Consider the following 24825-nt stretch of genomic DNA (forward strand, 5'->3'; position numbering starts at 1 on the left):
TCACAAGACGCCTTAAGGATGTGTGTATGGTTTTGGCAAAACCGGGAGGAAGGCGTCCCCGTATGTGCGTTAGAACGGCCTGCGTTATGTCCAACGTTGCGCCAACCGAGCAAAGATCAACTGCTCAAGGATCTGCATCCCCTGTACAAACAGACACCTCCAAATGCACAACAGCGGCAGCACAGTCGCTGTGAAGCTGCAAGGAGGCGCCTCACCTCTATAATGGCCGCCATTCAATATGGGGGCCATAGGCTTGGACGCTAGTTGATTTCCCAAATATCTTTAACTTCGGGAAATTCATTTAATACATAAGCTTTAGTACTGGCCGTCATTGCACGAATGTCGTCCAATACAATTGAAGGTATTTGTACTTTTTTACTGATGTTGACCTTTTCCTCAAGGTTCATATCGTCTTCCACAAAATCACTTATCCCCAAGGCAGTATTCAGCTCTTGGAGTGCCGCTTTTTTGTTTTGCATGATTCTTTCAAAGAACATAAAGGTTATATCTTCTTCCTTAAATGAAGCACGTAGGTCTGCAATAGTGCTCCGATAATCACCCAAGTCCTGAAGAAACCTCAGCCGGGCTAATTTCCTCCATTCGTCATTTGATAAATTTGTTTCGTCTATTTTAAGCATCTGAATATGATAGCTTAGAGCCGATTTTAGCCTGGCTGCAGGCTCGCGCATCACAAAGATAATTTTTTGATTTTCGGATAACCGCTTTACGTGATCGTACCCAGGCACCCCAATTTTTGCATACTCGGGTGAGAAGTCAGCGCAAAACCGTTTTTTTTGTGGCCTAAATTGACGCAGGTACCATTCGTCATCTACACCAGATAGCAGACCTCTAACACCTTGATCTCCAGCGCCCGCACCATCAACCGACTCAGCAATAAAATATTGGATCAATCGGTCAGGATTGTTCTCAAGCATTTTCTTGAGATGGAACACCTTTCTTTGCGCGATCAGGTTACTACGGTTATGTATTGTGCTGAAATACTGGACTTCTTTATTGAAAGAAAATTGGATATCAGGATGATTATCCAATTGCTTATAAAGCCATGTTGTTCCAGCTTTTTGAGCCCCAACACAGAGCAACAAGTTTTCTATTTTATTTTTCATTTTCAAGAAGTCACCTTGCAATTTTGGACGCTATATTGCGCTTACAGCACGTTCTAAGGCCTTTAGGTGGATATTGCGAACGGCGAGAGTATCAGCCAAATGATGATCCATAGTGGAAGGCAGAAAATCCCACTTCAGTCGCAGATTTGTGGCTGAGGTGTTTTGTGTTTCAGAAACTATGTCGAAGTAAGCACCGCCTAAATTTCGCACCGCACGCTCAAGCTCGCGATTGAATGAGATATGAAATCTATTTTGATCTATTTCTGAATGCAAGCATTCAGAAAGACTACTCATTATCGCAGAGTCATTAGATTCATCAATAATCCTACTTACATAATCGAGTGTAAAAATTTTGCCTGTGAGCGCAGTTAAATTTACACCCTTGACTACAATTTTCGACACGTCAAAAGGCAAGCTTTCAATGAAGTTCATATATATCTCTATTAGCCAATCAATGTATTCTTCTTTATTTATTTTATCTCTTTTGACAATTTTTCTATAGTAATACCCCAACTCTAAATCCACCTGACCAAAACACAAACAAAGTATATCGGCGTCGACAGATCCGTTCAAAACCCTAGCTTTAGTATCTAAAGTCGACTGTTGCGGTCGAAAGCCAGCTAAAGACGCCGATGTTACGCTTTCACCAGAAATCACATAATGCTGGTTTAAGCGGCCAATTCTACCTAGTTGGTGCGGCTTGCAGAAGAAGTATCGACTGTGCGAGTCTCCGAACAACGCAATTTTCAAATCAAAGACTCCATCAAAAACATGTTAACTTTGCTTTCTGTGTGGCAGCGGGTTAACAATCATATACTGCTTCACAACATAGCATTCATTTTGGGTGCGCATCAACTTATCTCGAAAAGAAAATGCTTCTAAAAATTCATCCACGTCAGCGAGTGTTTCGATCACGTTGCGCCACAAAAATCTGATGATCGTTCGGCTTGAGAAACGCGTAGTTTTCATCAAATTTGTCCAGCGCATCAAAAAAGCGCGCATAGGTCGCGGATGTGTGGCCGCCAGTCCGCGCCATCTCTACCAAGTCAGGTATCGTTGGGGTCTCTGTCCACGGCTGCCAGCCAAGGTCCTCGATGATGTAGAGACCCCCGGGGTTTAACCTGCTCGCCAATGTCTCGAAGGCAATACGTTGATGCGACGGCGCGTGCGACCCGTCATCAATAATGATGTCGAACGTCGGATTTCCAAGCTTTGCTAATGCGTCCGCGATCTCTTGGGGGTTTGATTGGTCAGCGGTGCCCAGCGTGACACGGTCCGGCACTTTTACACCGCTTGCGTCGACAATATCCAAACCGAAAATCTCGGCTTTGGGGAAATAGGCTAACCACATGTCGATCGATGGCATCGCGTCGATCCGGTTCCGGTCGTGCGCGCCAACATTCAAGCCAATTTCCAAGATCGATATATTTTCATTCCGCCGCGGTGAAAAAAGCGCATCATAGGCAAGCGTATATGCATGCGGGGATTCAGTCACACAAAACAGGGTTCCCTTGTCACTGTGTGCGCGGTTCGCCAGTTCGGTTAGCGGATCATTCGCATGGAACAGTGCCGATATCACCTCTAGTCCGGTGCGAGAGATGGCGTTTTTATTGTGCGCACATACCTGCATGGTGATGGACATATCTTTTACGTCGCGGTCCGACGTCACCGTCAAAAAATGACGTCCCGTGCCGTTGATCGTTTGCACGGTGCATCCAACCTCGACCCCACCGTCACGCATCGAAACCGTCAGCCTGACCGGGTTGGGGTTGGGGTTCCTTAGCTTTACGACCATGTTAAATGTCCGATGGCCGGAAGGAACGTCTGGAAACGACTGCGACACCTCGAGCGGATCGATGTGCGGCGGGTTTGGATGCAGAAACCACTTGAGATCCAGCAGGCTACCGGAAATGTTTGAAAACTCGTTGCAATTGCGCAGGTGAACTGAAGACGCAACGCCAGTGTACCCAAGCGCGTGTCGTGATACGGCGGTGTTCTGGGCCGCTTTCCGAAACAGCGCGTTTTTGGAATTATATAGCACGATACGCCACCCTATGTGTTGATAACATCTGAACCCACTTTATTGTCTTATGTTCCAACACGGCTTACGCGTCGATATCATATCGCCCTAACAGGGCGTCTCTGTCCAGCGTACCGTCATAGGCGCCCATCAACTGATCCACATGCCATGACAGCGTCGGTAGCGGCGCCAAGTCATCAAAGAAGCTCCGCCTAAGGTCGCGGCTCTTGACGAGTTTAAGCAATTTTTCCTGAAAATCCGTAGCCGACGCGTTTTGATATGTGAACGTCTTGGGCTGACTAAAGAGTTCCGACGCACCCACGAAGTCTGACGTGAGTGAAGGTGTACCAAGCGCCATCATCTCGTAAGTCACCTGATTAAAGGTCTCCGGCCAAATCGATGGTACAATATTGAGATCAATTTGGTGTGCCAGCGCTGGCAGCTCTGGCCTTTGATAACCCTCGATGATTTCAACGCGTTTAAACCGTTTTGTAAGTTTAAGCAGGCGACGGCGCAAATGGGCGTTTGTCCGACAGACAATGATCAACCGAACGTTTTCGCGTAGGAATTCATTATCGAAATCCTCGAACGTTTGAAGAAGGAATGGCAGGCCCTTGGACGCAATACTATAGCCAATAAAGGATATTGTTACCTCGGATTTGTCTGTTTTGCTATCGAACGCTTCTAGCATCTGCTGAGGTGATCTGTGCAAATCCATCGCAAGCGGCAAAGGGACAATGTTGTCGATGTCCTCGCCGATACGCTGCACAGTCTGGCGCACCAGATTAGATACAGCGAATACCAGATCAACCTGTTTGCTCAGTATCGTGCTGTTGGTGCGGCGCCACTCGGCGAACTCTTTTGCTTCCGCAGACAATCCGTCCAGGTTTCCCAGATGAGGAACAGACGAACGATCCTCGAGGTTGATGGGTTCCCATTTACCTGGAAGCTCGCGCTTGCGTGACCAATTCTTAAAGCGCTTCTTGATGCCGGCTTTAAAATCTAATGCCAAGTACCGAACGGCATTTCCTAGTTGAAGAAGGCCCATGAAGGAACCAAATGCAAAGTTACCGATAGGCCGCCCCGCAAAGCCATTTCTGACAAGAGTAGAACCCAACCGTTCGCGCCGTATAATCGCGTTCATGGAGCGTTTACCATTTAGGCACCCAATACATTTGGTCCCATCCATGAAATCTTCGCAAAATTTCTCGTTCTGATACAAAAGTTCGATCTGCGGACAGTAGGGCATATAGTTGTGAAGGGTATAGATGACCTTCATTTCCGGGAAAGCTGTCTGTAGCGCCATGATATGTGCGCTAATACCCTCCAAACTATGAATGTGGAGGGCGTCAAACGGGCCGTGTTGAGATATAAAATCCTTCATGACGCGGTAGGTGACAGCATCAGTCCGCCATTTGCTGATTGAAGCAAATGCATCATGCGCCGGCGCCTTGATCGTCGAATTAATAATGCGATAGCTTTTAACGCCATCGGCAGAGAACATATTTTTTGTTTTCTGTACGTAGGGTCGACGCTTTAACACATCAAAATGCTGACCCGACCCAATAAAGGTAATGTCAACATTTTCGCGCGCTAGCAGCTCGGGAATTATATTTCGCAGGTACACCGACACACCGCCGCCGCGCCCCTGCGCATCATCGAACTGTGTCCAGTTATAGATCAGAACTTTCATTTTATTAGGAATTCCCTAGCTTAACATTTCAACCACTACCAACCGAACTCCTGTCAGGTCGACGTTTTTGCCCAACGATTAACTATTGGGTTTAAAAAACCCAATTTCGTGCCTTTAAAGGATCCCTGCAACCAAACATCATCATTCCTAAGGTGTTTTAGTGCAAATAAATCTTTTGGACTGACCCACTTCAGAATACCCTTGTGTTCTACCGATGCATTTCCAAAATCATGTTGCATTTCCCGCATGGCACGCACTTGTCGCGCTGTCGGGTTCACTGAAAACGCAAGGAGCCTGCTTTTGGCAACGGCGTGAACAGTACTCAAATCAACATTTGATAGGATAATTTGATCCATCAGGCTTTCACAGCGTTGCAGAATTCGATCTTGGACCATTTTTCGATGTTCAACATTTGATGGCGCGGAAAAGTCAGGGGTAATTTTTCCGTCTTGATCTTTTTTGTATCCGCGCAAACGCCCAAGGTTCGGTTCAAGCGCGAAAGGCTCTAACCAACCAAAGTTCATGAGCGCTGGTTTATCATTGTCGTCAGCGTGATTCAATATAAAGCCAGGGTTAAACGCCACCCCCGGATGCATTTCTCGCATATTGTTTCGATAAAATCTGTTCGTTGCAAAAAACTGGCAATGTATCTGGTTCGCCGAGAACCTCATCAAATTGCTGTTCTGCGTCATATGCTGCGACAAAAATTTTACGATCGTTCCAGAATATCCGATGTCTACCATGCCAATTTTCGAATATTCTGTGACCTTCTGTTGCTGCAGGTATTTTAGCACAGTATCGCGTTTCGTCCGCATTAGTTTTTCAAAGGAGTGACGGACGGTAGCGTCGCTCATCAAATACGCCGTGGTATCAGCAAAGCCTGTGACATCAAGAGAGTTTACAACCCGCTGCCGTTCCTCCGGCTTGAGGTCCGGCAGATCACCAACGTCGCATGAAAATGTAGAAAGAAGGTTGCGCAGCGACAAAGGCTTTCCGCTCAGCCACGAAACCGCGTGCTGCGCCCACCCCAGATGATACAGGTTTTCATAGGTCAAAAGGATTGCCGACACCCTGTTGATCGCTAAATCGCTGCTAAACGTGTCTAACGACGGTATCATCGGCAGCCGACTATTCACAATGCGTGCAATTTTCCTGAATACCAATCCGTCCCTTGAAAGGTAGTATTGATGGTCAAGCTTTTTCCGACTTGCATAACTAAGCAGTTGTATTGAGAACGATAGAAATGCAGGGGCTATGACACCATCAATTAGCTCCTCCAACGCATTTTTTCCTTTTTTGGAAAAGATCCCGTCGGCCATTTGTCTTTGCAGGACATCCGAAGTTGCGATAACAACATCGGTTTTATCTTGCGTCAAACGCTTTACTTCGAAATTGCGATTGTAATAGTGCAGTGAATTCCAGCCATGCGCGCGCGGCTTAACGAAGTCGTTATTGAAATTGTCTCCGATATGCAGGCAGCCCGCAGGATCCAATTTCAGCTTGTCACGCACGCGATCGAACAAAACACCGGAATGCTTTGTTACACCCTCTTCAGCTGAAACAAAAACATGATCGAAAAAATCTGATATTCCCAAGTGCTGTAAAATTTCAACGATAGCATCTTCGCGATGATACATGTCTGAAATAAGAATTAACCGCTTATCCAATCGCTTAATTAGTTTGGCTATGGGGACAAAGTCAGGGTCTACATAGAGCGTTGCACACTCTTGCTTTACTTCAAATTCCACCAGCTTGTCGACGGCCGTCTTCCTGTGCCGCCGCGAAGGGAAATAAGGGGTTAAACAATGATCAAAAACCTCTGATAGAACAATCTCATTTCTATTTTCATTTTTAATACTTCTCTGTTTAATTTTTTGTGATACCGCCCCGCGAGCAGATTGAAAAACCCAGGCACCCACATCGCCGTTTTCGCCAGCCACTGAGATCGAACCAAACTCAGAGGTTTTGTGGAATATCTGCCCCAAAGAAAGCCGTCGATGTACAACGGTGTCGAAAAGGTCAAAACTGATTGTATCGTATGCTGCGACGATGGGCTCGAGATCTTTTAGACTTAGAATATTATTCTGATCTGCCTTAACGACAGGGGTATTCTTTTCAACATTTTTAGAAATCCTGATCAGTCTAAGTTGTTCAACTTTCTTCACGATGCCCTCTCAAGGATAACTTTATAGTCTCTCCGCACCTATCTCTTAAGGATATGGCCACGTCGCTTTCTGCCCGTCATAGAAGATCACACCCCAGACTGCAATTCGCACTGGGCACAAACGTTGCGTAGACTGCACCCCGTCGCCAACCGAACGGCGCTTGCGTTCAAACAGCTCTGACATCTCTGGCCAAGGCAATAGAAGTTGTAAAGCATTGTATTAAATGTATTATTTTTACCCCCACCGTCCTTATCGCTGCATCGTCCCCTACCGCTGTCGTATCAGTTCGCCGGTCTCCATTGATATAATGGAGTGCATTTGAGACGACTTTTGCATCGGGATTTACTGAAACTTACATACGGATCGCCCCAAAACGGTTTGAATTTTCGATCTTTTTTAGTGCAGTGCATTCACGCAAAATCGGGCAAGCATGTCGTTGACAGCAGATGCTCTTGCCTGTTTGGTCACCAAGAACGCAAAGCTAGGCTATGAAATCACGTGCAGCAAAAAATCAGTATTTTCTCGTTTGATTTCTTTGACACCCTCATGACGCGAAACGTTGCGCGCCCAGAGGATGTTTTTGACCTGTTGTGCCTGCACGACAAGGCACCATCTTGGGTAGCAAGGCGCTGGCAGGCGGAACAAGAGATAATTCAGGCCGGCCGCGAGCCGCGCATCGAGGATATCTACGCCCTGATCGCGCCAGATTTTAGCGAGGCGCAGGTGTGGATGCAGGCAGAAATAGACCTAGAGGCGCGTCTGCTACGTGCACGGCCCGCTGGCAAAGCTCTGTTTGCCCAACGTATGAGCTTGGACCATCAGGGAATGTTTGTCACAAGTGATACGCCGCATAGCGCCACATCTATTCTGTCATTTTTCAACGGCGCGATTGATGATGTGAACGCTGAAATACTTACATCCGCGGACCAGGGATGCTCTAAACACAAGGGCAGTTTGTTTGGACGGCTTATCGAGAAATCCGGCAATAAACCCGAGAGCATCGAACACATTGGCGACAACCCTCGGGTGGATATCGCGGGCGGTGACAAATTTGGGCTGAAGACAACTTTGCTACATGCCCCGCTGGATAACTATCTTGGACACGATCAACATGCTCGTATTTTCAGGCCGCGCGCGTCTAAGCTGACGCCCGCAGAGTCAGTGGCAATAGGCGTGATAAAAAACCGCTTTTTCGATACGCCGCAGCCCAGCCCTTTTGCTGGCAGCCTCGTGCAATTTGGTTACATGGCCTACGGTCCACTTTTCCTTTCGATCGCGATATGGCTCATCAATCAGGCCCGGCTGAAAGGTGAAAAAACTGTGTTTTGCCTGTCGCGTGATGGCTACATTATCGATCACTTTGTCAATCGTATATCAGCGCAATACGCGCTGCCCGAGACATCGACATACCTGTACGCCTCACGTCAGGTGTCGAAAATGCTCGATATCCAATGCAATAATAGCTTGCAGGCGGCGCTTGCGGCAACGAAGGGCACCCCACGTCAGCGCCTAAAGGCGGTGCTGGGCCGCTCTGAGATAGGGGAAGAGAAAGACTGGGACAATATCAATGATTTGATTGCTGATATCGGCCCCGATATCTTGCAATATACCCATGAACAAAAAACACGTTACCGCGATTATCTTGTTCGCGAAGGCCTAGGGGAAGGTGCCGTGATCTTCGATATCGGGTATCAAGGCACCACGCAAAAGGCGCTTCAGGATCTGATGGGTGTGGATCTCTATGGAACCTATGTGGTGACTTTCCCAGAACTGCACCAGACCGTTGAAAACCACGCGACCTCGACAGCCCGCTTTATCGACCCTAAAACCGACCGCGAGCAAAATCGAAAGTTTATAAAATACCGACTGATGCATGAGGTGGTTTTTAGCGCTCCTGACGGGAGTTTCTGCGGGTTTGGACCCGACGCAGAACCACTATTTGCCACCGAACACGAAAACGCCGCGCTCACAGCCGTCCATCAGGGTGCCCGCATATTTTTGGACGATTTTCTGAACGCCTGGCCCTATGATGAGAAAAAAATAACCCTGACCCCAGACTTTGCGTTTGCGCATGTCCACCAGCACTTTGCATCGCCGTCGCACATTGATGATGTGAGAATGATGTCGCACTTGGTATTCGATAATTCGTTCGAGGGTTATGATCAAAAACCGATGGTTTCAGAGCACCCTCATCAAGGTTCGGTATCCGGTCTTTGGCGCGAGGGCGCGAAAGTACTTCGCGGGCAACCCACCGAGAACGTGCAGATAAGATTGCTCAAAAAACTTTTGGGACAAATGATCATAAGTATTTTTGTGAAGATGGTGCGCAGCGAATCCAAAAAGCGCAAACTACGCAACGATCCCCTGATGTTTTTCAGCGATACCAAGTCACGTTGGTTACAGCGTCTTGCATTTTTGTATTATTGAAGCTGACCTGGCCCCACAGCTCTCTCAATTATAATGAAAGTTTACGGGAGACGGTGACAACAGCGCCTCGGCAATGGTTTGGTGACATGGTCGGCGGAAATGTTCCGCCGACCATGATTTCTTAGTGATTTCGAACCTTAGAAATGGGCTGACAATGTGCCCGCTGGCTTTTCAAGCGGTGGGGCAAATTTGGTCAGATCGATCCCTTCCACGGCTGCGATGTATTCCGCGACGGTGGGTGTGCGACCCAAGATTGCGGACAGTACCACAACAGGTGTTGATGCCAGCAGTGACTCACCGGTCTTGCCATCGGCGTCTTCGACAACGCGGCCTTTGAACAACCGGGTCGAGGTCGCAAGAACAGTGTCGCCTTTGGCAGCTTTTTCTTGGTTCCCCATGCACAGGTTACAACCGGGACGTTCGAGATACAGAATATTTTCATATTCCGTACGTGCCGTGTTCTTTGGTGCCGTGTCATCGAACTCGAAGCCAGAGTACTTTTGAAGAACCGCCCAATCGCCTTCTTCTTTCAGCTCATCAATGATGTTGTAGGTTGGCGCCGCAACAACCAAAGGTGCTTTGAATGTGACTTCGCCTTGTGTCTTTTCAAGATTCCGCAGCATTTGGGCCACGATTTTTACGTCGCCTTTATGCACCATGCATGACCCGACAAAGCCCAAATCGACCTTCTTTTCAGCCTTGTAGTACGAAATCGGGCGGATCGTGTCGTGCGTGTAACGCTTGGAGACATCGGCGTTGGCGACGTCAGGGTCAGCGATCATTGGCTCGATAATTTCGTCAAGGTTCACAACAACTTCGGCGAAGTATTTCGCATTGTCATCAGGCGTCAAGGCTGGCTTTTCACCAGATTTGATCTCGGCAATCCGTTTGTCCGCAATATCGATCAAGCCCTGAAGCATCTGTGCGTCGTTTTCCATACCCTTTTCGATCATAATCTGGATGCGGTGCTTGGCGATCTCAAGAGATTCAACAAGTGTGTCGTCTTCCGAAATACAGATGGACGCTTTTGCCTTCATCTCGGCGGTCCAGTCAGTAAAGGTAAAAGCTTGGTCAGCAAGCAAGGTGCCAAGATGGACTTCGATGATGCGACCTTGGAACACGTTGTCACCAAATTGCTTCAACATCTGCATTTGCGTCGCGTGAACCACATCGCGGAAATCCATGTGGTCGGCCATCTTGCCTTTGAAGGTCACTTTGACAGATTCAGGGATGGGCATCGTTGCCTCACCTGTCGCCAACGCCAGCGCAACAGTCCCAGAATCGGCCCCGAAGGCGACGCCTTTGGACATACGTGTATGTGAATCGCCGCCAATAATAATGGCCCAGTCGTCCACAGTGATGTCGTTCAGCACCTTGTGGATAACGTCCGTCATCGCATGGTACACACCCTTTGGATCACGGGCGGTGATAAGCCCGAAATTGTGCATAAATTTCATGAGCTTAGGCGTGTTTTCCTGGGCTTTGAAATCCCAGACAGATGCCGTGTGGCAGCCCGATTGATACGCGCCGTCAACCGTCGGTGACAGGACAGTTGCCGCCATCGACTCTAGTTCTTGTGCTGTCATCAAACCGGTGGTGTCTTGTGATCCGACGATATTCACTTTGACCCGCGCATCGGACCCCGCGTGCAAAACCGTCCCGGGCGCCACGCCCAGCGCATTGACGTTGAAAATCTTTTCAACAGCCGTGAGGCCCTGACCTTTGTGGTGAATTTCTTTGGACGGTGCATAAGCCGATTTCAGTTCGACGCCCAGCGTTTCACAAGCAAAGCTTTGCAGCTTTTTGCCAAAGACAATGGCGTAAGAACCGCCCGCCTTCATGAATTCCACCTTTTGCGGCGTGAACGACGACGACATATCAACAAGCTCTTGATCGCCCGCGTCGTTATACAGCTTCTTTTCTTTGGTGTTGATTGTCAGGATGGTGCCTGTCTCTACAGAATATTTCTGCTCAAGAATCGGGTTTTCATCGTTGTTCAGGATCGGGTTACCGTCCGAGTCCAGTTTTTTGACCCAGTTTTTAAGGTCGATCCCAATGCCGCCGGTAACCCCAACAGTCGTCAAAAAGATTGGTGAAATACCATTTGTACCCGCAACAACCGGCGCATTATTCACGAAGGGGATATACGGGCTGGTTGGTTTGCCCGTCCACAACGCGACATTGTTCACACCCGACATGCGCGACGACCCAACGCCCATTGTGCCTTTTTCGGCAATCAGCATAACACGGGCGCCGGGGTGCTGCCGTTGCAGCGCTTGAATTTCGGCCTGTGCCTCCGGTGTGATCATACATTTGCCGTGCAGTTCGCGATCTGATCGAGAGTGCGCCTGGTTACCAGGAGATAGCAAATCGGTCGAAATATCGCCTTCTCCAGCGATATAAGTCACAACTTTGATTTCTTCCTCGATGTCGGGCAGCTTTGTGAAAAACTCGGCCTTGGCATAGCTTTTCAGGATGTCGGTTGCGACGTCGTTGCCCGCAGCATGTGCCGCCTTCAATCGCTGAGTGTCAGCTTCGTACAAGAAAACCTGCGTTTTCAAAACGTCAGCGGCTTGTTGCGCGATGGTACGATCAGCACCCAAAGCCAGATCAAGAAGAACCTCGACCGATGGGCCGCCTTTCATGTGCGAAAGCAGTTCAAATGCGAATGCGGGTGAAATTTCCGCAACCACATCGCGCCCTTGAATGATATCTTTCAAGAATGCTGCTTTTCTGCCTGCCGCGCTCGTGGTGCCGGGAAGGGTGTTATAAATGAAATACCCAAGAGAGTCCGCACGATGCACGTGGTCGGCATCTTTGATTTGCGCAATTATTTCATCTACCAGCGCGCCATCTTCGATGGGCTTCGGGTGCAACCCTTGCTTTTTGCGCGTTTCGATTTCGGTCAGGTAATCTGTGTACAGGCTCATGGCTATCCGGAGTGTAAAAGTTGTCAGAACTGTGTTGTGGCAGGAACTGTCGACCCAATGGGATCTTTCTGTATGCGATCGTATACCAACTCAGAGCAGAGTTCAATATAGACAATAGCAACGGAACATGTCGCGTCACATTCAGGCTGACTGTTGTTCACACGCCAACGGGCTATTTGACAATAACGGGGCGCGTTGGGGCCAGAGCCACGAATCCAGACGATATCACCGCCCGTCGGGATATTCGGCGGGCCCTTTGATCTCTAGCTTATTGCCAAACGGATCAAAGATATAAAACGAATGACCTACGCCACGGGCACCGCCGTGCTGGGCTTCACGGTCGATCGTCACGCCATGTGCAGCCAAATGTGCACGCATGGCATCAGGGGCAAACGGACTGGTGGCGATACAAACGTGGTCCACATTGCGGCCACCTGTGACTTGCGGCACCGCGCTTGTCGCACCGGGATGGGTGATATCCCAAAGCACGATCAGCGCCGCACCGGCCCACACTTGTTCCATGCCCATCGCCGGATAGGAGTAGCCCGGCACGCACCCCAAAACACCATGATAAAACGCAAGCGCCTTTGGCATGTCGTCGACGATAAACACAACGTGGTCGATCCCAACCAGCGAAAATGGCGGCCTGCTCATATCACGTCCCACTCTGGGCACCACGGGCCGTTAACCAACCGCATTCCGCGCTCGAGGCCCTCGATCCGCTTTAGTTCTGGGGCCGTGAGTTGCAGATCGGCCGCCGCCAAGTTTTCGCGGATGCGGTCTGGGTTGCCGGATGACGGGATCACGATGTGCCCCTCGGCCAGCAACCACGCCAACGCCACCTGACTGGCGGTTGCGCCATGCGCGGCGCCAATCGCTGTCAATATGGGATCATCCACAACCGCACCGCGGGCAAGCGGCGAAAATGCAGTCAACGCGATACCTTTTCCACGGCAGTAATCGACAATCGGTTTGTTCTGCATAAACACATGCAATTCGACCTGGTTGGTCAGGATCGGACGATCCCCCAGCAGCGCGAGCGCGCGATCCATATAGCGCTTGGTGAAATTGGACACCCCAATATGGCGACACAGGCCCGCGTCATAAACGGCGGCAAACTGCGCCATGTAATCTTCGATATCGTATTCGTCGCCAATCGACGGGTAGTGAAGCAATAGCAAATCCACCGGACCCACACCCAACTTATCAAGAGAGGCCTCAACATGTGGGCGGATTTGACCGGGGCCAAAGCTCTCTGGGGCCACCTTTGTGGTCACCCACAATTCTTCACGGGGCAGGCCGAAATCCGCAATCGCGCGGCCAACGAACTCTTCGTTGTCATATCCCTCGGCACCATCGATATGGCGATACCCGGCCTGCAAAGCCGCAAGCGTCCCATCATAAGCCGCATCACCGGGCCGGTTCCACGTCCCATAGCCCATTTGTGGTATCGTTTTCATCATAATCCTCCCCTTTTCAGGTCGGGACTGTAACGATTACGGTGCGTAAACCAAGTGCAAATTCCGTCAGTCCAGCCGCGTTCCCAGATCTAGTCCGCGCAACACATCCGTCGCAGACATTGCTATTTTGCCGGGACGTTGCGCGATAGTGACCTCGACCGCGCCATCGCCGCATGCAATTGTGAAACCTTCCAAAACAGTGCCAGCCGGCGCATCACCGGACACCACACGGCTGGCCAAAAGTTTGACCCGCTCGCCAGCAACATCACACCATGCCCCCGGAAACGGGGACAGGCCGCGGATCAGACGATCCACTTGCACCGCTGGCTGTGACCAATCCACACGCGCCTCGGACTTATCGATTTTAGCCGCATAAGTGACGCCCGCTTCGGGCTGCACCTGTGGCGATAGGGTGGGCAACTGCGCCAATGCATCAACGATCAACCGTGCACCCACGTCAGAAAGCCGATCATGTAAACTGCCGGTGGTTTCTTCGGCGCCGATGGTCAGCGCCTCTTGCAGTAGCACAGGACCTGTATCCAGCCCTGCCTCCATCTGCATGATACACACACCCGTCTCGACATCGCCTGCCAAAATGGCGCGGTGGATCGGTGCCGCACCGCGCCAACGGGGCAACAATGAGGCATGAATATTCAAACAGCCGAAATGTGGCTCGTCCAGAACCGCCTGCGGCAAAATCAGCCCATACGCGACGACCACAGCAACGTCTGCATTCAACGCTGCAAACTCGGCCTGCGCCTCGGCGCCCTTTAAGGATTGTGGATGGCGGACCGGTAAACCCAGCGCCTCTGCGCGTTGCTGCACGGGGCTGGGCCGATCCTTTTTGCCGCGCCCCGCAGGGCGTGGTGGCTGGCTATAGACCGCAATAACCTCGTGGCCGGCATCGACTAATGCCTCTAACACTGGAACGGAAAAATCTGGCGTTCCCATAAAGACTACACGCATCTATTTTCCTTTGTTTACTTGACAATACGCCGTTCGAGGGGGATCAGACCTGCCCCACGCTGTGTCAGTCGCGCGCGATTTTATGCGCTTTTTTAATCAGCATATCGCGTTTCATTCGGGTCAGGTGATCAAAGAACATCTTGCCTGCCAGATGATCAATCTGATGCTGAACCGACGTCGCCCATAGACCTACGAAATCGCGATCCTCTTGCACACCTTGGTCATTCAAAAACCGAACAGTCACCGCGCGCGGGCGGCTGACTTTTGCCCAGACACCGGGCAAATTTGGCGACCCTTCTTCATGCACACGTGGTTCAACACTGGCATGTAATATTTCCGGGTTCGCCATCCGAACCGCTTGCCCACGTGCTTCTGACGCGTCAACCACCGCCAAGGCCAGCCCGATCCCCAATTGCGGGGCGGCAAGACCAACACCGGGCATTGCGTCCATTGCGCGGATCATTTCGTCCCACATCGCACGAATATCATCCGTTACCGACACGACGGGCGTCGCGGCGGTGCGCAGCACAGGATTAGGCCACATGACATAGGGGCGGTGATTCATAAAAGTATTCCCGTATCCGTGATCAAAATACCGTTCAGGTGGTCCAATTCATGGCAGGTACACACCGCTTGCATGCCGTCAAATCGGGCCTCTTGCGTGGCACCAGACGTGTCTTGCCAGCGTATCTGCACCCATGTCGGGCGCGGCACGTCAAAGCTTAGGCCGGGGATCGACAAACAGCCCTCTGTGCCGGTTTGTGTCTGGTCCGACTGGGCCATGATCTGCGGGTTCACAAAGGCGATCGGGGTAGGGTCGGCGTCTTTCCACGTCACATCCGTGACAAAAACACGTCGGCTGATCCCGACTTGCGGTGCGGCCAACCCGCGTCCGGGGGCGGCATACATCGTGTCAAACATATCCGCGACAAGCCGCGCCAAATCAGCATCAAAAACCGTCACCGGTTCCGCCATCGCGCGCAACACCGGATCGCCGTCAAAGCGCAGGTCCAGAACTGTCACTTTAACCCCGCGCCAATTCGCGTTTCAGCTTTTGCATTTTGCGGGTGATCATCTGGCGCTTGAGCGGCTTCAGATAGTCGATGAACAAAATTCCGTCCAAATGGTCGATCTCGTGCTGGACGCAGGTGGCCCACAACCCTTCGAACTTTTCACGTTGTATCCTGCCATCAAGACCCAGCCATTCGACCTCGACCGCTGCGGGTCGCTCAACTTCGGCGTATTGCTCTGGGATCGACAAACAGCCTTCGTCGTAAACCGACCGATCCTCGGAAGACCACACCACCTGCGGGTTAATCAATACCATCGGCTCGGGCGTTGCCAGTTCATCCTTTTGGCAATCCATCACGATCAATCGGTGCATCTGCGCGACCTGCGGCGCGGCCAATCCAATGCCCGGCGCGTCATACATGGTTTCCAACATATCATCAGCCAAACGGCGGACGTCATCTGTGACACTTGCCACAGGGTCAGCCACCTTTTTAAGCCGCGGATCAGGGTGAATAAGGATATTTCGTAAACTCATGGCGCTGATCTAATCACACTCGCCGCGTATCGCAAGCGTATGGATACAATATCAGACTTGCATGCCACGTATCATCCACGCAACTTTACGATAAGCAAACAAGGACAGCAGCATGACATTCGACACCCCCATCGACCGCCGCAACACGCACTGCGTCAAATGGGACAGCATGGAAGACATCTATGGCGTCAGCCCGGATGAAGGTATCGCGATGTGGGTCGCCGATATGGAATTCCGCGCCCCCGATCCGATCAAGCGCGCGCTGCAAGGCATGATCGACCACGGGGTCTATGGCTATTTTGGTGACGAAAGCAAATACCGGGCTGCGATCCAGTGGTGGATGCAGGAACGGCACGGCTGGGGAATCGACCCATCTTGGATCTTCACAACGCATGGCCTGGTGAACGGCACCGCGCTATGCATTGATGCCTTTACGCAAGCCGGAGACGGCGTTGTGCTATTCACGCCCGTCTACCACGCCTTTGCGCGGGTAATTAAGGCGGCAGGGCGCGAAGTTGTCGAATGCGCATTGGTCGATAACGCCGGACGCTACGAGATGGACTTTGATGCCTACGACGCCCAAATGAACGGCAATGAAACCATGCTCATCCTGTGTTCGCCGCATAACCCCGGCGGGCGGGTCTGGACCCGTAAAGAACTCGAACAGGTTGCGGACTTTGCGAAACGACACGACCTGATCTTGGTCTCGGATGAAATCCACCACGATCTGACGATGCCCGGCCAAACCCACATACCAATGGCGCATATCCGCGGGATCAACGACCGTCTGGTGATGATGACCGCGACAACCAAGACCTTCAACATCGCGGGCAGCCATTCAGGCAACGTCATCATTCCCGACGCCGACCTGCGGGCGAAATTTGGCGGGCGTATGGCCGCATTGGGGATTTCGCCCAACAGCTTCGGGCTGCACATGGCTACTGCGGCCTACAGTCCCGAAGGTGCCGCATGGGTCGATGAATTGCGGGCGTATCTGGACACAAACCGACAGATCTTTGACGCCGGAGTTAATGCGATCCCCGGCCTCGCGTCTATGCCGCTCGAGTCAACGTATCTGGCGTGGGTGGATTTCGCCAACACCGGCATGACGCGCGAGGAATTCACCGCGCGTGTTGAGCAAACCGCGAAAATCGCCGCCAATCACGGTCCCAGCTTTGGCAAGGGTGGCGATACTTTCCTACGATTCAACCTGGGTGCCCCCCGCGCCCAAATCGAAGAGGCCGTCGCAAGGCTGCAAAAAGCATTTGCAGATTTGCAGTAGGTGAGGAAATTGGACATGTCGCGAGGTTTGTTTGAGCCTGAAGATACAAATTATCTGGGTGGATTTATGCAGCCAGACTTACGAATTGTTCGACTGGCGAACCGTGGTTCGTTAAGAATTGTTGTTTTCGGATCCGACTGACGCCAGCGCCATATTCGCCCTCGAATCCAACGACGCGATTTGTGTCTAGGTTTACTTGTCCGCCTGACGCAGAGAGCAGTTCGTCAGCTGAGAATAGATAAAATTCGTCTGCGCCGTTTCCCATTTCTCCTTCTCCCTAAAACGGGATTGAGGTGCCCCTAAATTTGTAGACGCTCTGCTTCGAAATTTTGGAAGCAAGGAGAGACGGATATGAACAAAGGAATACGGTTTACGGATGAGTTTGAGCGGGACGCTTTGGCGCAGGTTGGTGAGCGTGGTGACGCGGTCAGCGAAGTGGCTGAACGGCTTGGGATGATCACCAAATCGCTCTAGACTTGGAAGGCGCAGTTTTCGAAGTCGCCGCAAGTCAGAGCTGAGATCGTGGATGAGGCCGCAGATATCAAGCGATTGAAGCGCGGGGACTGGCACGGGTCACCGAGGAACGCACTATCTTAAAAAACGCGCCCGCGTACTTCGCGCGAGAGTCTCAGTGAGGTACGCGTTTATTGAGGCTCATCGCACAGAGTTTTCTGTGCGTTCAATGTGTCGTGTTCTGATGGTTCATTTCAGCGGGTTCGATGAATGGCTTAAAGAACCTTTAAGCCCGCGCGCAGGAAGACATGCGTCAAACCGATCGGATCCAGCAAGCTTGGGCTGATAGCGGCAGGGTCTACGGCTACCGCAAACTGCACGATGATCTTTTGGACCAAGGTGAGACCTGCTCAGAGAACCGTGTTGCACGTTTGACCCGATGAACAGGCATCTCGGCACAGATCGGTTTCAAACGCCGCCCGGGCAGGTACGGGGGCAAGCCGGCAGTCTTTGCTGACAACACGTTGGACCGACAGTTCGAAGTTGAAGAGCCCGATTTCGTTTGGGTGATGGACATTACGTACATCAAAACCCACGAGGGTTTGTCATATCTGGCTGTCGTCATTGATCTGTTCTCAAGACGTGTCGTCGGTTGATCGATGCAATCGCGCATGACGACAGATCTCGCCCTTCAAGCGCTGCTTGCAGCAGTGTGGCGGCGCAAACCAAAGACGAAGGTGATGATCCATTCCGATCAAGGTTCGCAGTTCTCCAACAAAGAGTGGCTGTCGTTTCTTTGAAAACACAATCTTGTTGCCAGCATGAGCAGGCGCGGGAATTGCCACGACAACGCTGTCGCCGAAAGCTTCTTCCAGCTTTTGAAAGGGAACGCGTCAGGCGGCAGACATATGTCACACGGGATACTTCTAGGCGGGACGTGTTCGGTTACCGCCCATGCGCTGCGCCGAGAAGCGGAGCGCGGGGCGCTGGGCATGGGGGCAACCTTCGGGGTAGCCGCCGAGCCGGTTCCGTTCCAGTTAGCCACCTGAGAGGAGAAGGGGCCGAAACGTTGCTGTTCGGCAGTGCGGCAACTCCCCATGACAAAGCTTCCGCGACTGGCAGAGGGCTGCTGCACGAAGCGGATGGCGGGATCCTATTCCTTGACGATGTGCAGGACCTACCGCGTGATACCCAGCGTCTTCTGCTGCGCGCGCTGCAACGTAGGGCGCTCCGCTGGCGTCGGCTTGGAGAGACCGAGCACCAGGAGGCACAATTCGATCTTGTCTGCGCCTCAAACCTTCCGATCGCCGAACTGGAGCAGACACTCGATCCGGATTTCTTCGACCGCATCGCCCATCTGCAGGTTGAATTGCCGTCCCTTCGCGACTGCCCTGCGGACCTGCAAGCCGACTGGGGCCGCGTCTGGCGCGAGAGCGGCTTTCCCGGTGATCCGCCCTGGAGCATCACGTTAGAGCGCGCCCTTACAGAGGCGCGTCTGCCGCGCAACATCCGCGATCTACAACGTCTGGCCGCGATCATCGTCTCGACGCGGCCCGATGGGCCATGGCACGTCTCCTTGCAGCGCCAAGCACTCGAAGAGTGGCGAGCTGTCGGTGCCACCCTGCAAGGAGATTTTGGAACCGGCACCCGCAAGCAGCGGCTTTACTGGTTCCAGACGCGTCTCGCACTCTGGGCAAAGCAACGATACGGCACATGGGAAGCGGCGGCGTCCGAGCTCGCCTGCCACGAAAGCACCCTGCGGGTCGACGCGAAAAGCAAATTTCCTTTGAAAGTAAATGAGGTGACGGATCTGAAAAGTTGAGCCAACTGAAGTTAAGACCCTCTTTGATGGCGCTGCCTCAGCCCGAAGCGACGAAAATGTCGACATTGCCGCCATCCGACCAAATAAATTGCTGCACGATGCACGAACTACCGCTTCGACGAGCTGTTAGACTGCATTTGGTCAACGCCAGAATGGCCGATTTGGGCCGAGTGAGTAGTTGCTCTACTGAAGAGCAACTGGCCGCAGCATGTCGTCGGTGTCGAGCTTCATCACGCTGCTGCACAGCTGCGTCTTGAATACGTGGTGCACATGCCTGCCCTCACACTCTTCTCGGGTTTGAACAAGCGACCCTGCCCATTCAAGCGGGCGCAAGACGCAGGAGGAGAACGCGGCCATTTCGCGCCATCCAGCATTCTCCCAGTCATGCTCTTCGCCGTCGAAAGCCGCGAACAGCGCCCGCTCGGTGGTGCCATTGTCGGCCTCGACGTTGATGACGTTCATCGAGACATCCCATTTGCCGAAGGGGCGCTCTTCAAACCGGGCGTAGGATGCATGGTCGATCTTGAGAACGAAGAAGGGGATGAGTTCAGCAAACAGCCGCGCTGGCGCGTCTGCCAGCTCTGCGCCACGCTTGGTCAGGCGGAACTCGCCCTTGAAGTGCCGCCCCAGGCGCAGGATGATCAACAGGTAGTGCAGCACCTCGAGCGGCGGAAATTCATACCCATTGATGACCTTGTCGAAGCGGAACATTTCCTCCGCGCTTGAGCCCGGCCAGGCGAAGTGTTCGACGGCCTAATGCACGAATACGCGCTTGAATGCCTTTGTCTTGGTCAAGCCGATCGCTCCATGTTCCTGAGTGTACTGCAGCGTCAACAGCGCCGCGGGCAGGAGCGGCGAACGCGCAAGGTCTGGATGGTCACCAGAGAGAGGGCGGAAAGTGATCATGGCGTGATGCTGCCACGGGATTTTTCACGGGGCCAGATGCAAAGCGATAGGCGGGTCATCCCGGTAACTGGCAGAGCGTGACGGGGAATCTCGTTCTTTGCACGTGGGTGCATGCCACTGCCCGCTTATGCGTGCTGGTGCGGTTTTTCTGGTGCGGTGTTGATGTGGCGTTGGTGTAGATTGCAAACGCAAAAACCCGACTGGTTAAGTCGGGTTTTAAGCATTTGATTTTGCGGTGTAATTTTGGTTGCGGGAGTAGGATTTGAACCTACGACCTTCAGGTTATGAGCCTGACGAGCTACCGGGCTGCTCCATCCCGCGCCAATGGTATTGGTATTTTTTTACATCGAAGAGAGAATTGAGTTTCTTATTAGGTTTGGCAGTGACTTACTCTCCCACGACTTAAGCCGCAGTACCATCAGCGCAGCGGCACTTAACTGCCGAGTTCGGGATGGGATCGGGTGTTTTGCTCGCGCTATGACCACCAAACCAAAAAAGAAACTCAGGAGGTTTTTGAAGCCTCCCAACATCAGTACCCTGTTTAGGGCAATGTTTCATGATTATGTATACTGATAGTATATTGTGTGTGTATGTATCTTTGATTCCAGTCTTACTATTACTGGATCAAATCAAGCCTATCGGACCATTAGTACCAGTCAACTGAACGCCTTACAGCGCTTACATCTCTGGCCTATCGACGAGGTGGTCTACCTCGGTCCTCAGGGATACCTTGTTTTGAAGGGGGCTTCCCGCTTAGATGCCTTCAGCGGTTATCCTGTCCGATCATAGCTACCCTGCACTGCCGTTGGCACGACAACAGGTCCACCAGTGGATCGTTCACCCCGGTCCTCTCGTACTAGGGGCAACTCTTCTCAAGTATCCTACACCCACGGAAGATAGGGACCGAACTGTCTCACGACGTTCTAAACCCAGCTCACGTACCTCTTTAAACGGCGAACAGCCGTACCCTTGGGACCTGCTCCAGCCCCAGGATGAGATGAGCCGACATCGAGGTGCCAAACGGTGCCGTCGATATGGACTCTTGGGCACCATCAGCCTGTTATCCCCAGCGTACCTTTTATCCGTTGAGCGATGGCCCTTCCACTCGGGACCACCGGATCACTATGGCCGTCTTTCGACTCTGCTCGACTTGTCAGTCTCGCAGTCAGGCTGGCTTCTGCCATTGCACTCAACGAGCGATTTCCGACCGCTCTGAGCCAACCTTCGCGCGCCTCCGTTACAATTTGGGAGGCGACCGCCCCAGTCAAACTACCCACCACGCAGGGTCCCGGACCCGGATAACGGGCCGCGGTTAGACATCAAGCAGAATAAGGGTGGTATCTCAAGGGAGGCTCCACAAGGACTAGCGTCCCTGCTTCAAAGCCTACCACCTATCCTGCACATATTGTGCCTGATGCCAATGCGAAGCTATAGTAAAGGTGCATGGGGTCTTTCCGTCTAACCGCGGGTAACCGGCATCTTGACCGGTAATTCAATTTCGCTGAGTCCACATTTGAGACAGCGGGGAAGTCGTTACGCCATTCGTGCAGGTCGGAACTTACCCGACAAGGAATTTCGCTACCTTAGGACCGTTATAGTTACGGCCGCCGTTTACCTGGGCTTCAATTCGGAGCTTGCACTCCTCCTTTTAACCTTCAGGCACCGGGCAGGCGTCAGACCCTATACGTCGTCTTACGACTTCGCAGAGCCCTGTGTTTTTAGTAAACAGTCGCCACCCCCTGGTTTGTGCCCCCGCCCAAAACTTGCGTTCTGAACGGGCCTCCTTCTCGCGAACTTACGGAGGTATTTTGCCGAGTTCCTTAAATGTGGTTCTCTCAAGCGCCTTGGTATTCTCTACCAGTCCACCTGTGTCGGTTTAGGGTACGATCTTATAGGAGGGCTATTTCCAGGAACCTCTAAGCAGCCCATTCAATCCGATAAGGATGAACTACCTTCGAGATCCGTCACCACTCCACGGCCCAGGAATATTAACCTGGTTCCCATCGACTACGCCTTTCGGCCTCGCCTTAGGGGTCGGCTTACCCTGCTCAGATTAGCTTTAAGCAGGAACCCTTGGACTTTCGGCGAGGGAGTCTCTCACTCCCTTTGTCGCTACTCATGTCATCATTCTCACTAGTGATCTCTCCACCCCATCCCTCACAGGGGGGCTTCACAGAAAACTCCGCGTCTCCAATCCTTCCGAAGAAGGTAAGGAGACATGGAATTATGTCACACTACGCTCTGCTACCATGCAATAAATTGCATCCTAGACTTCGGCTCATGGCTTGAGCCCCGTTACATCTTCGCCGCAGGACAACTTATTTAGACCAGTGAGCTGTTACGCTATCTTTAAAGGATGGCTGCTTCTAAGCCAACCTCCTGGTTGTTTTGGTCGTCCCACTTGCTTTCCCACTTAGCCATGAATTAGGGGCCTTAGTCGTAGGTCAGGGTTGTTTCCCTCTTCACAACGGACGTTAGCACCCGCTGTGTGTCTGCCGGATATTACTCCTCGGTATTCGGAGTTTGATTAGGATCAGTAAGGCTGTGGGCCCCCATTACCCATTCAGTGCTCTACCCCCGAGGGTATTCGTCCGACGCTCTACCTAAATAGATTTCGCAGAGAACCAGCTATCTCCGAGTTTGATTGGCCTTTCACCCCTAGGCACACCTCATCCCGACCTTTTTCAACAGGTGTGGGTTCGGACCTCCAGTAAGTGTTACCTTACCTTCATCCTGGACATGCCTAGATCACTCGGTTTCGGGTCTGATCCCACAAACTCAATCGCCCTATTAAGACTCGCTTTCGCTGCGCCTACACCTAACGGCTTAAGCTTGCTTGTGAGACCAAGTCGATGACCCATTATACAAAAGGTACGCTGTCAGGCCTCAAGGGCCCTCCAACTGATTGTAGGCGTTCGGTTTCAGGTACTGTTTCACTCCCCTCGTCGGGGTGCTTTTCACCTTTCCCTCACGGTACTGGTTCGCTATCGGTCAGTAAGGAGTACTTAGCCTTCGAAGGTGGTCCTCCGATGTTCAGACAGAATTTCACGTGTTCCGCCCTACTTAATACGTCCTATCATGCTTCTTATACGGGACTGTCACCCACTATGGTTGGCCATTCCAGACCATTCTAATCACACTCAAGGCTCGGCTGGTCCCCGTTCGCTCGCCGCTACTAGGGGAGTATCTATTGATTTCCTTTCCTCCGGGTACTTAGATGTTTCAGTTCCCCGGGTTTGCTTTTGTAAACCTATGTATTCAGTCTACAAATACCTGGTTGACCCTATTGTTAGCCACACACTCCCGAAGGAATGTATAATAACAACAAAGTATCAGGTGGGTTGCCCCATTCAGAAATCCATGGATCAAAGCTTATTCTCAGCTCCCCATGGCTTATCGCAGAGTATCACGTCTTTCATCGCCTCTTACTGCCAAGGCATCCACCAAACGCCCTTTTCGCGCTTGATTTGATCCAGAAAAAGCAAGGCTTTTTCTGTGTCCTCCCCCTCTTGTAAAAAATCAAGGAGGACTAAATCAAAATGCATACATTGCAATGTCAGCCGCTGGTTCGCAACTGACACTGTTCGAATAGCATTACTGCTATTCCGGTTAGTGTACTTGACTTGAAACAAAATAGACTTGCGTGACGGTCATAAAGGCCATGCGGCCCCTCACGTCAGCCAATGTACCCTTACGCGGGTACATCATCTATTCTGATGTTGTTTCTCTCTTTACGATGTAAAATATCGATCCCGTGGGATCAATCGTCCGATTGGACGGCTAAATGCTAACAGCACTTAACGGTCAAATCGTATGTTGGTGGGTCGAGGAGGACTTGAACCTCCGACCTCACGCTTATCAGGCGTGCGCTCTAACCACCTGAGCTACCGACCCAACTAGGTTGAAGTCAGCGACTTCAATGGTGGAGCGTATCGGGATCGAACCGATGACCCCCTGCTTGCAAAGCAGGTGCTCTCCCAGCTGAGCTAACGCCCCAAAAGGTGCGTCCCACTCATAGTGGAACAAAACTG

15 protein-coding genes, 3 tRNA genes, 2 rRNA genes and 2 pseudogenes are annotated in these 24825 nt (G+C 51.8%); 4 read left to right on the forward strand and 18 right to left on the reverse strand.

The features are described 5' to 3' along the window. Positions 1-260: 260 nt before the first annotated feature. The 5 genes from ACXJGX_RS07025 to ACXJGX_RS07045 all read right to left on the reverse strand — a co-directional run bounded on the left by ACXJGX_RS07025 (position 261) and on the right by ACXJGX_RS07045 (position 7002). Positions 261-1124: a sulfotransferase domain-containing protein gene (locus ACXJGX_RS07025; RefSeq protein ID WP_474780762.1), complete on the reverse strand. Its 864-nt coding sequence runs from the start codon at positions 1122-1124 to the stop codon at positions 261-263. Positions 1125-1154: 30 nt separating this feature from the next. Then, on the reverse strand, positions 1155-1874 hold the full coding sequence (locus tag ACXJGX_RS07030) for a hypothetical protein (RefSeq protein ID WP_474780028.1): 720 nt from the start codon (positions 1872-1874) through the stop codon (positions 1155-1157). A gap of 145 nt (positions 1875-2019) precedes the next feature. Continuing rightward, on the reverse strand, positions 2020-3165 hold the full coding sequence (locus ACXJGX_RS07035) for a class I SAM-dependent methyltransferase (RefSeq protein WP_474780029.1): 1146 nt from the start codon (positions 3163-3165) through the stop codon (positions 2020-2022). Positions 3166-3229: 64 nt separating this feature from the next. After that, entirely contained in the window at positions 3230-4837 is a 1608-nt protein-coding gene (locus tag ACXJGX_RS07040) for a glycosyltransferase (RefSeq protein WP_474780031.1), read from the reverse strand. Positions 4838-4890: 53 nt separating this feature from the next. Continuing rightward, the gene (locus ACXJGX_RS07045; RefSeq protein ID WP_474780033.1) at positions 4891-7002 is read right to left on the reverse strand and encodes an HAD-IA family hydrolase; all 2112 of its coding nucleotides are present in this window, start codon (positions 7000-7002) and stop codon (positions 4891-4893) included. Positions 7003-7500: 498 nt separating this feature from the next. Here ACXJGX_RS07045 and ACXJGX_RS07050 point away from each other — a divergent pair, with 498 nt between their 5' ends. Continuing rightward, positions 7501-9429 carry a hypothetical protein gene (locus ACXJGX_RS07050; RefSeq protein ID WP_474780035.1) on the forward strand — a complete coding sequence of 643 codons (1929 nt, stop codon included), beginning with the start codon at positions 7501-7503 and terminating at the stop codon, positions 9427-9429. Positions 9430-9566: 137 nt separating this feature from the next. Here ACXJGX_RS07050 and ACXJGX_RS07055 read toward each other — a convergent pair whose 3' ends face one another. From ACXJGX_RS07055 to def (ACXJGX_RS07085), 7 genes are all read right to left on the reverse strand, one after another. Continuing rightward, on the reverse strand, positions 9567-12359 hold the full coding sequence (locus tag ACXJGX_RS07055; RefSeq protein WP_474780037.1) for a bifunctional aconitate hydratase 2/2-methylisocitrate dehydratase: 2793 nt from the start codon (positions 12357-12359) through the stop codon (positions 9567-9569). A 225-nt stretch (positions 12360-12584) separates the two neighbouring features. Continuing rightward, complete coding sequence (locus ACXJGX_RS07060; RefSeq protein WP_474780039.1) at positions 12585-13013, reverse strand: VOC family protein; 429 nt, start codon at positions 13011-13013, stop codon at positions 12585-12587. Then, on the reverse strand, positions 13010-13822 hold the full coding sequence (locus tag ACXJGX_RS07065; protein ID WP_474780041.1) for an aldo/keto reductase: 813 nt from the start codon (positions 13820-13822) through the stop codon (positions 13010-13012). Before ACXJGX_RS07065 ends, ACXJGX_RS07060 begins: the two co-directional genes overlap by 4 nt. Before the next feature lie 63 nt (positions 13823-13885). Next, complete coding sequence (gene fmt / locus ACXJGX_RS07070) at positions 13886-14785, reverse strand: methionyl-tRNA formyltransferase (protein ID WP_474780043.1); 900 nt, start codon at positions 14783-14785, stop codon at positions 13886-13888. Between the two features lie 64 nt (positions 14786-14849). Beyond that, positions 14850-15350 carry a peptide deformylase gene (gene def / locus ACXJGX_RS07075; protein ID WP_474780045.1) on the reverse strand — a complete coding sequence of 167 codons (501 nt, stop codon included), beginning with the start codon at positions 15348-15350 and terminating at the stop codon, positions 14850-14852. Beyond that, complete coding sequence (gene def, locus ACXJGX_RS07080) at positions 15347-15808, reverse strand: peptide deformylase (RefSeq protein ID WP_474780047.1); 462 nt, start codon at positions 15806-15808, stop codon at positions 15347-15349. The genes def (ACXJGX_RS07075) and def (ACXJGX_RS07080) overlap by 4 nt, the downstream gene beginning before the upstream one ends. 1 nt (position 15809) lies before the next feature. Next, a complete protein-coding gene (gene def / locus ACXJGX_RS07085) occupies positions 15810-16331 on the reverse strand; it encodes a peptide deformylase (protein ID WP_474780049.1) in 522 nt (173 codons plus the stop codon). Between the two features lie 112 nt (positions 16332-16443). On the opposite strand from def (ACXJGX_RS07085), the gene ACXJGX_RS07090 reads away from it, so the two are divergent. The 3 genes and pseudogenes from ACXJGX_RS07090 to ACXJGX_RS07100 all read left to right on the forward strand — a co-directional run bounded on the left by ACXJGX_RS07090 (position 16444) and on the right by ACXJGX_RS07100 (position 19888). Further along, positions 16444-17613 (forward strand): MalY/PatB family protein, encoded by a 1170-nt coding sequence (locus tag ACXJGX_RS07090; protein WP_474780051.1) that lies wholly within the window; start codon positions 16444-16446, stop codon positions 17611-17613. A gap of 351 nt (positions 17614-17964) precedes the next feature. Beyond that, positions 17965-19015, forward strand: a pseudogene (locus ACXJGX_RS07095) (IS3 family transposase); the annotation flags it as partial. Then, positions 19004-19888, forward strand: coding sequence for a sigma 54-interacting transcriptional regulator (locus ACXJGX_RS07100; RefSeq protein WP_474780764.1), 885 nt, complete (start codon positions 19004-19006; stop codon positions 19886-19888). The pseudogene ACXJGX_RS07095 and the gene ACXJGX_RS07100, both read left to right, overlap by 12 nt. Positions 19889-20071: 183 nt before the next feature. Here the strand turns inward: ACXJGX_RS07100 and ACXJGX_RS07105 are convergent. From ACXJGX_RS07105 to ACXJGX_RS07130, 6 genes and pseudogenes are all read right to left on the reverse strand, one after another. After that, positions 20072-20794, reverse strand: a pseudogene (locus tag ACXJGX_RS07105) (hypothetical protein). Between the two features lie 244 nt (positions 20795-21038). Next, a tRNA-Met gene (locus ACXJGX_RS07110) sits at positions 21039-21115 on the reverse strand. 53 nt (positions 21116-21168) lie between these two features. After that, positions 21169-21283: ribosomal RNA gene (rrf, locus tag ACXJGX_RS07115) — 5S ribosomal RNA — on the reverse strand. Between the two features lie 136 nt (positions 21284-21419). Continuing rightward, positions 21420-24262: ribosomal RNA gene (locus tag ACXJGX_RS07120) — 23S ribosomal RNA — on the reverse strand. A gap of 349 nt (positions 24263-24611) precedes the next feature. Then, positions 24612-24688: transfer RNA gene (locus tag ACXJGX_RS07125), tRNA-Ile, on the reverse strand. Between the two features lie 26 nt (positions 24689-24714). Then, a tRNA-Ala gene (locus ACXJGX_RS07130) sits at positions 24715-24790 on the reverse strand. Positions 24791-24825 lie beyond the last annotated feature (35 nt).

The sequence above is a fragment of the Yoonia sp. SWMV100 genome, assembly GCF_056108365.1.

What these genes read in the sequence shown, in the direction of transcription:
- ACXJGX_RS07025 (WP_474780762.1), bottom strand. Translation starts at nt 1,124, where the DNA reads ATGAAAAATAAAATAGAAAACTTGTTGCTCTGTGTTGGGGCTCAAAAA.
- ACXJGX_RS07040 (WP_474780031.1), bottom strand. Translation starts at nt 4,837, where the DNA reads ATGAAAGTTCTGATCTATAACTGGACACAGTTCGATGATGCGCAGGGG.
- ACXJGX_RS07055 (WP_474780037.1), bottom strand. Translation starts at nt 12,359, where the DNA reads ATGAGCCTGTACACAGATTACCTGACCGAAATCGAAACGCGCAAAAAG.
- ACXJGX_RS07060 (WP_474780039.1), bottom strand. Translation starts at nt 13,013, where the DNA reads ATGAGCAGGCCGCCATTTTCGCTGGTTGGGATCGACCACGTTGTGTTT.
- ACXJGX_RS07065 (WP_474780041.1), bottom strand. Translation starts at nt 13,822, where the DNA reads ATGATGAAAACGATACCACAAATGGGCTATGGGACGTGGAACCGGCCC.
- fmt (WP_474780043.1), bottom strand. Translation starts at nt 14,785, where the DNA reads ATGCGTGTAGTCTTTATGGGAACGCCAGATTTTTCCGTTCCAGTGTTA.
- def (WP_474780045.1), bottom strand. Translation starts at nt 15,350, where the DNA reads ATGAATCACCGCCCCTATGTCATGTGGCCTAATCCTGTGCTGCGCACC.
- def (WP_474780049.1), bottom strand. Translation starts at nt 16,331, where the DNA reads ATGAGTTTACGAAATATCCTTATTCACCCTGATCCGCGGCTTAAAAAG.
- ACXJGX_RS07090 (WP_474780051.1), top strand. Translation starts at nt 16,444, where the DNA reads ATGACATTCGACACCCCCATCGACCGCCGCAACACGCACTGCGTCAAA.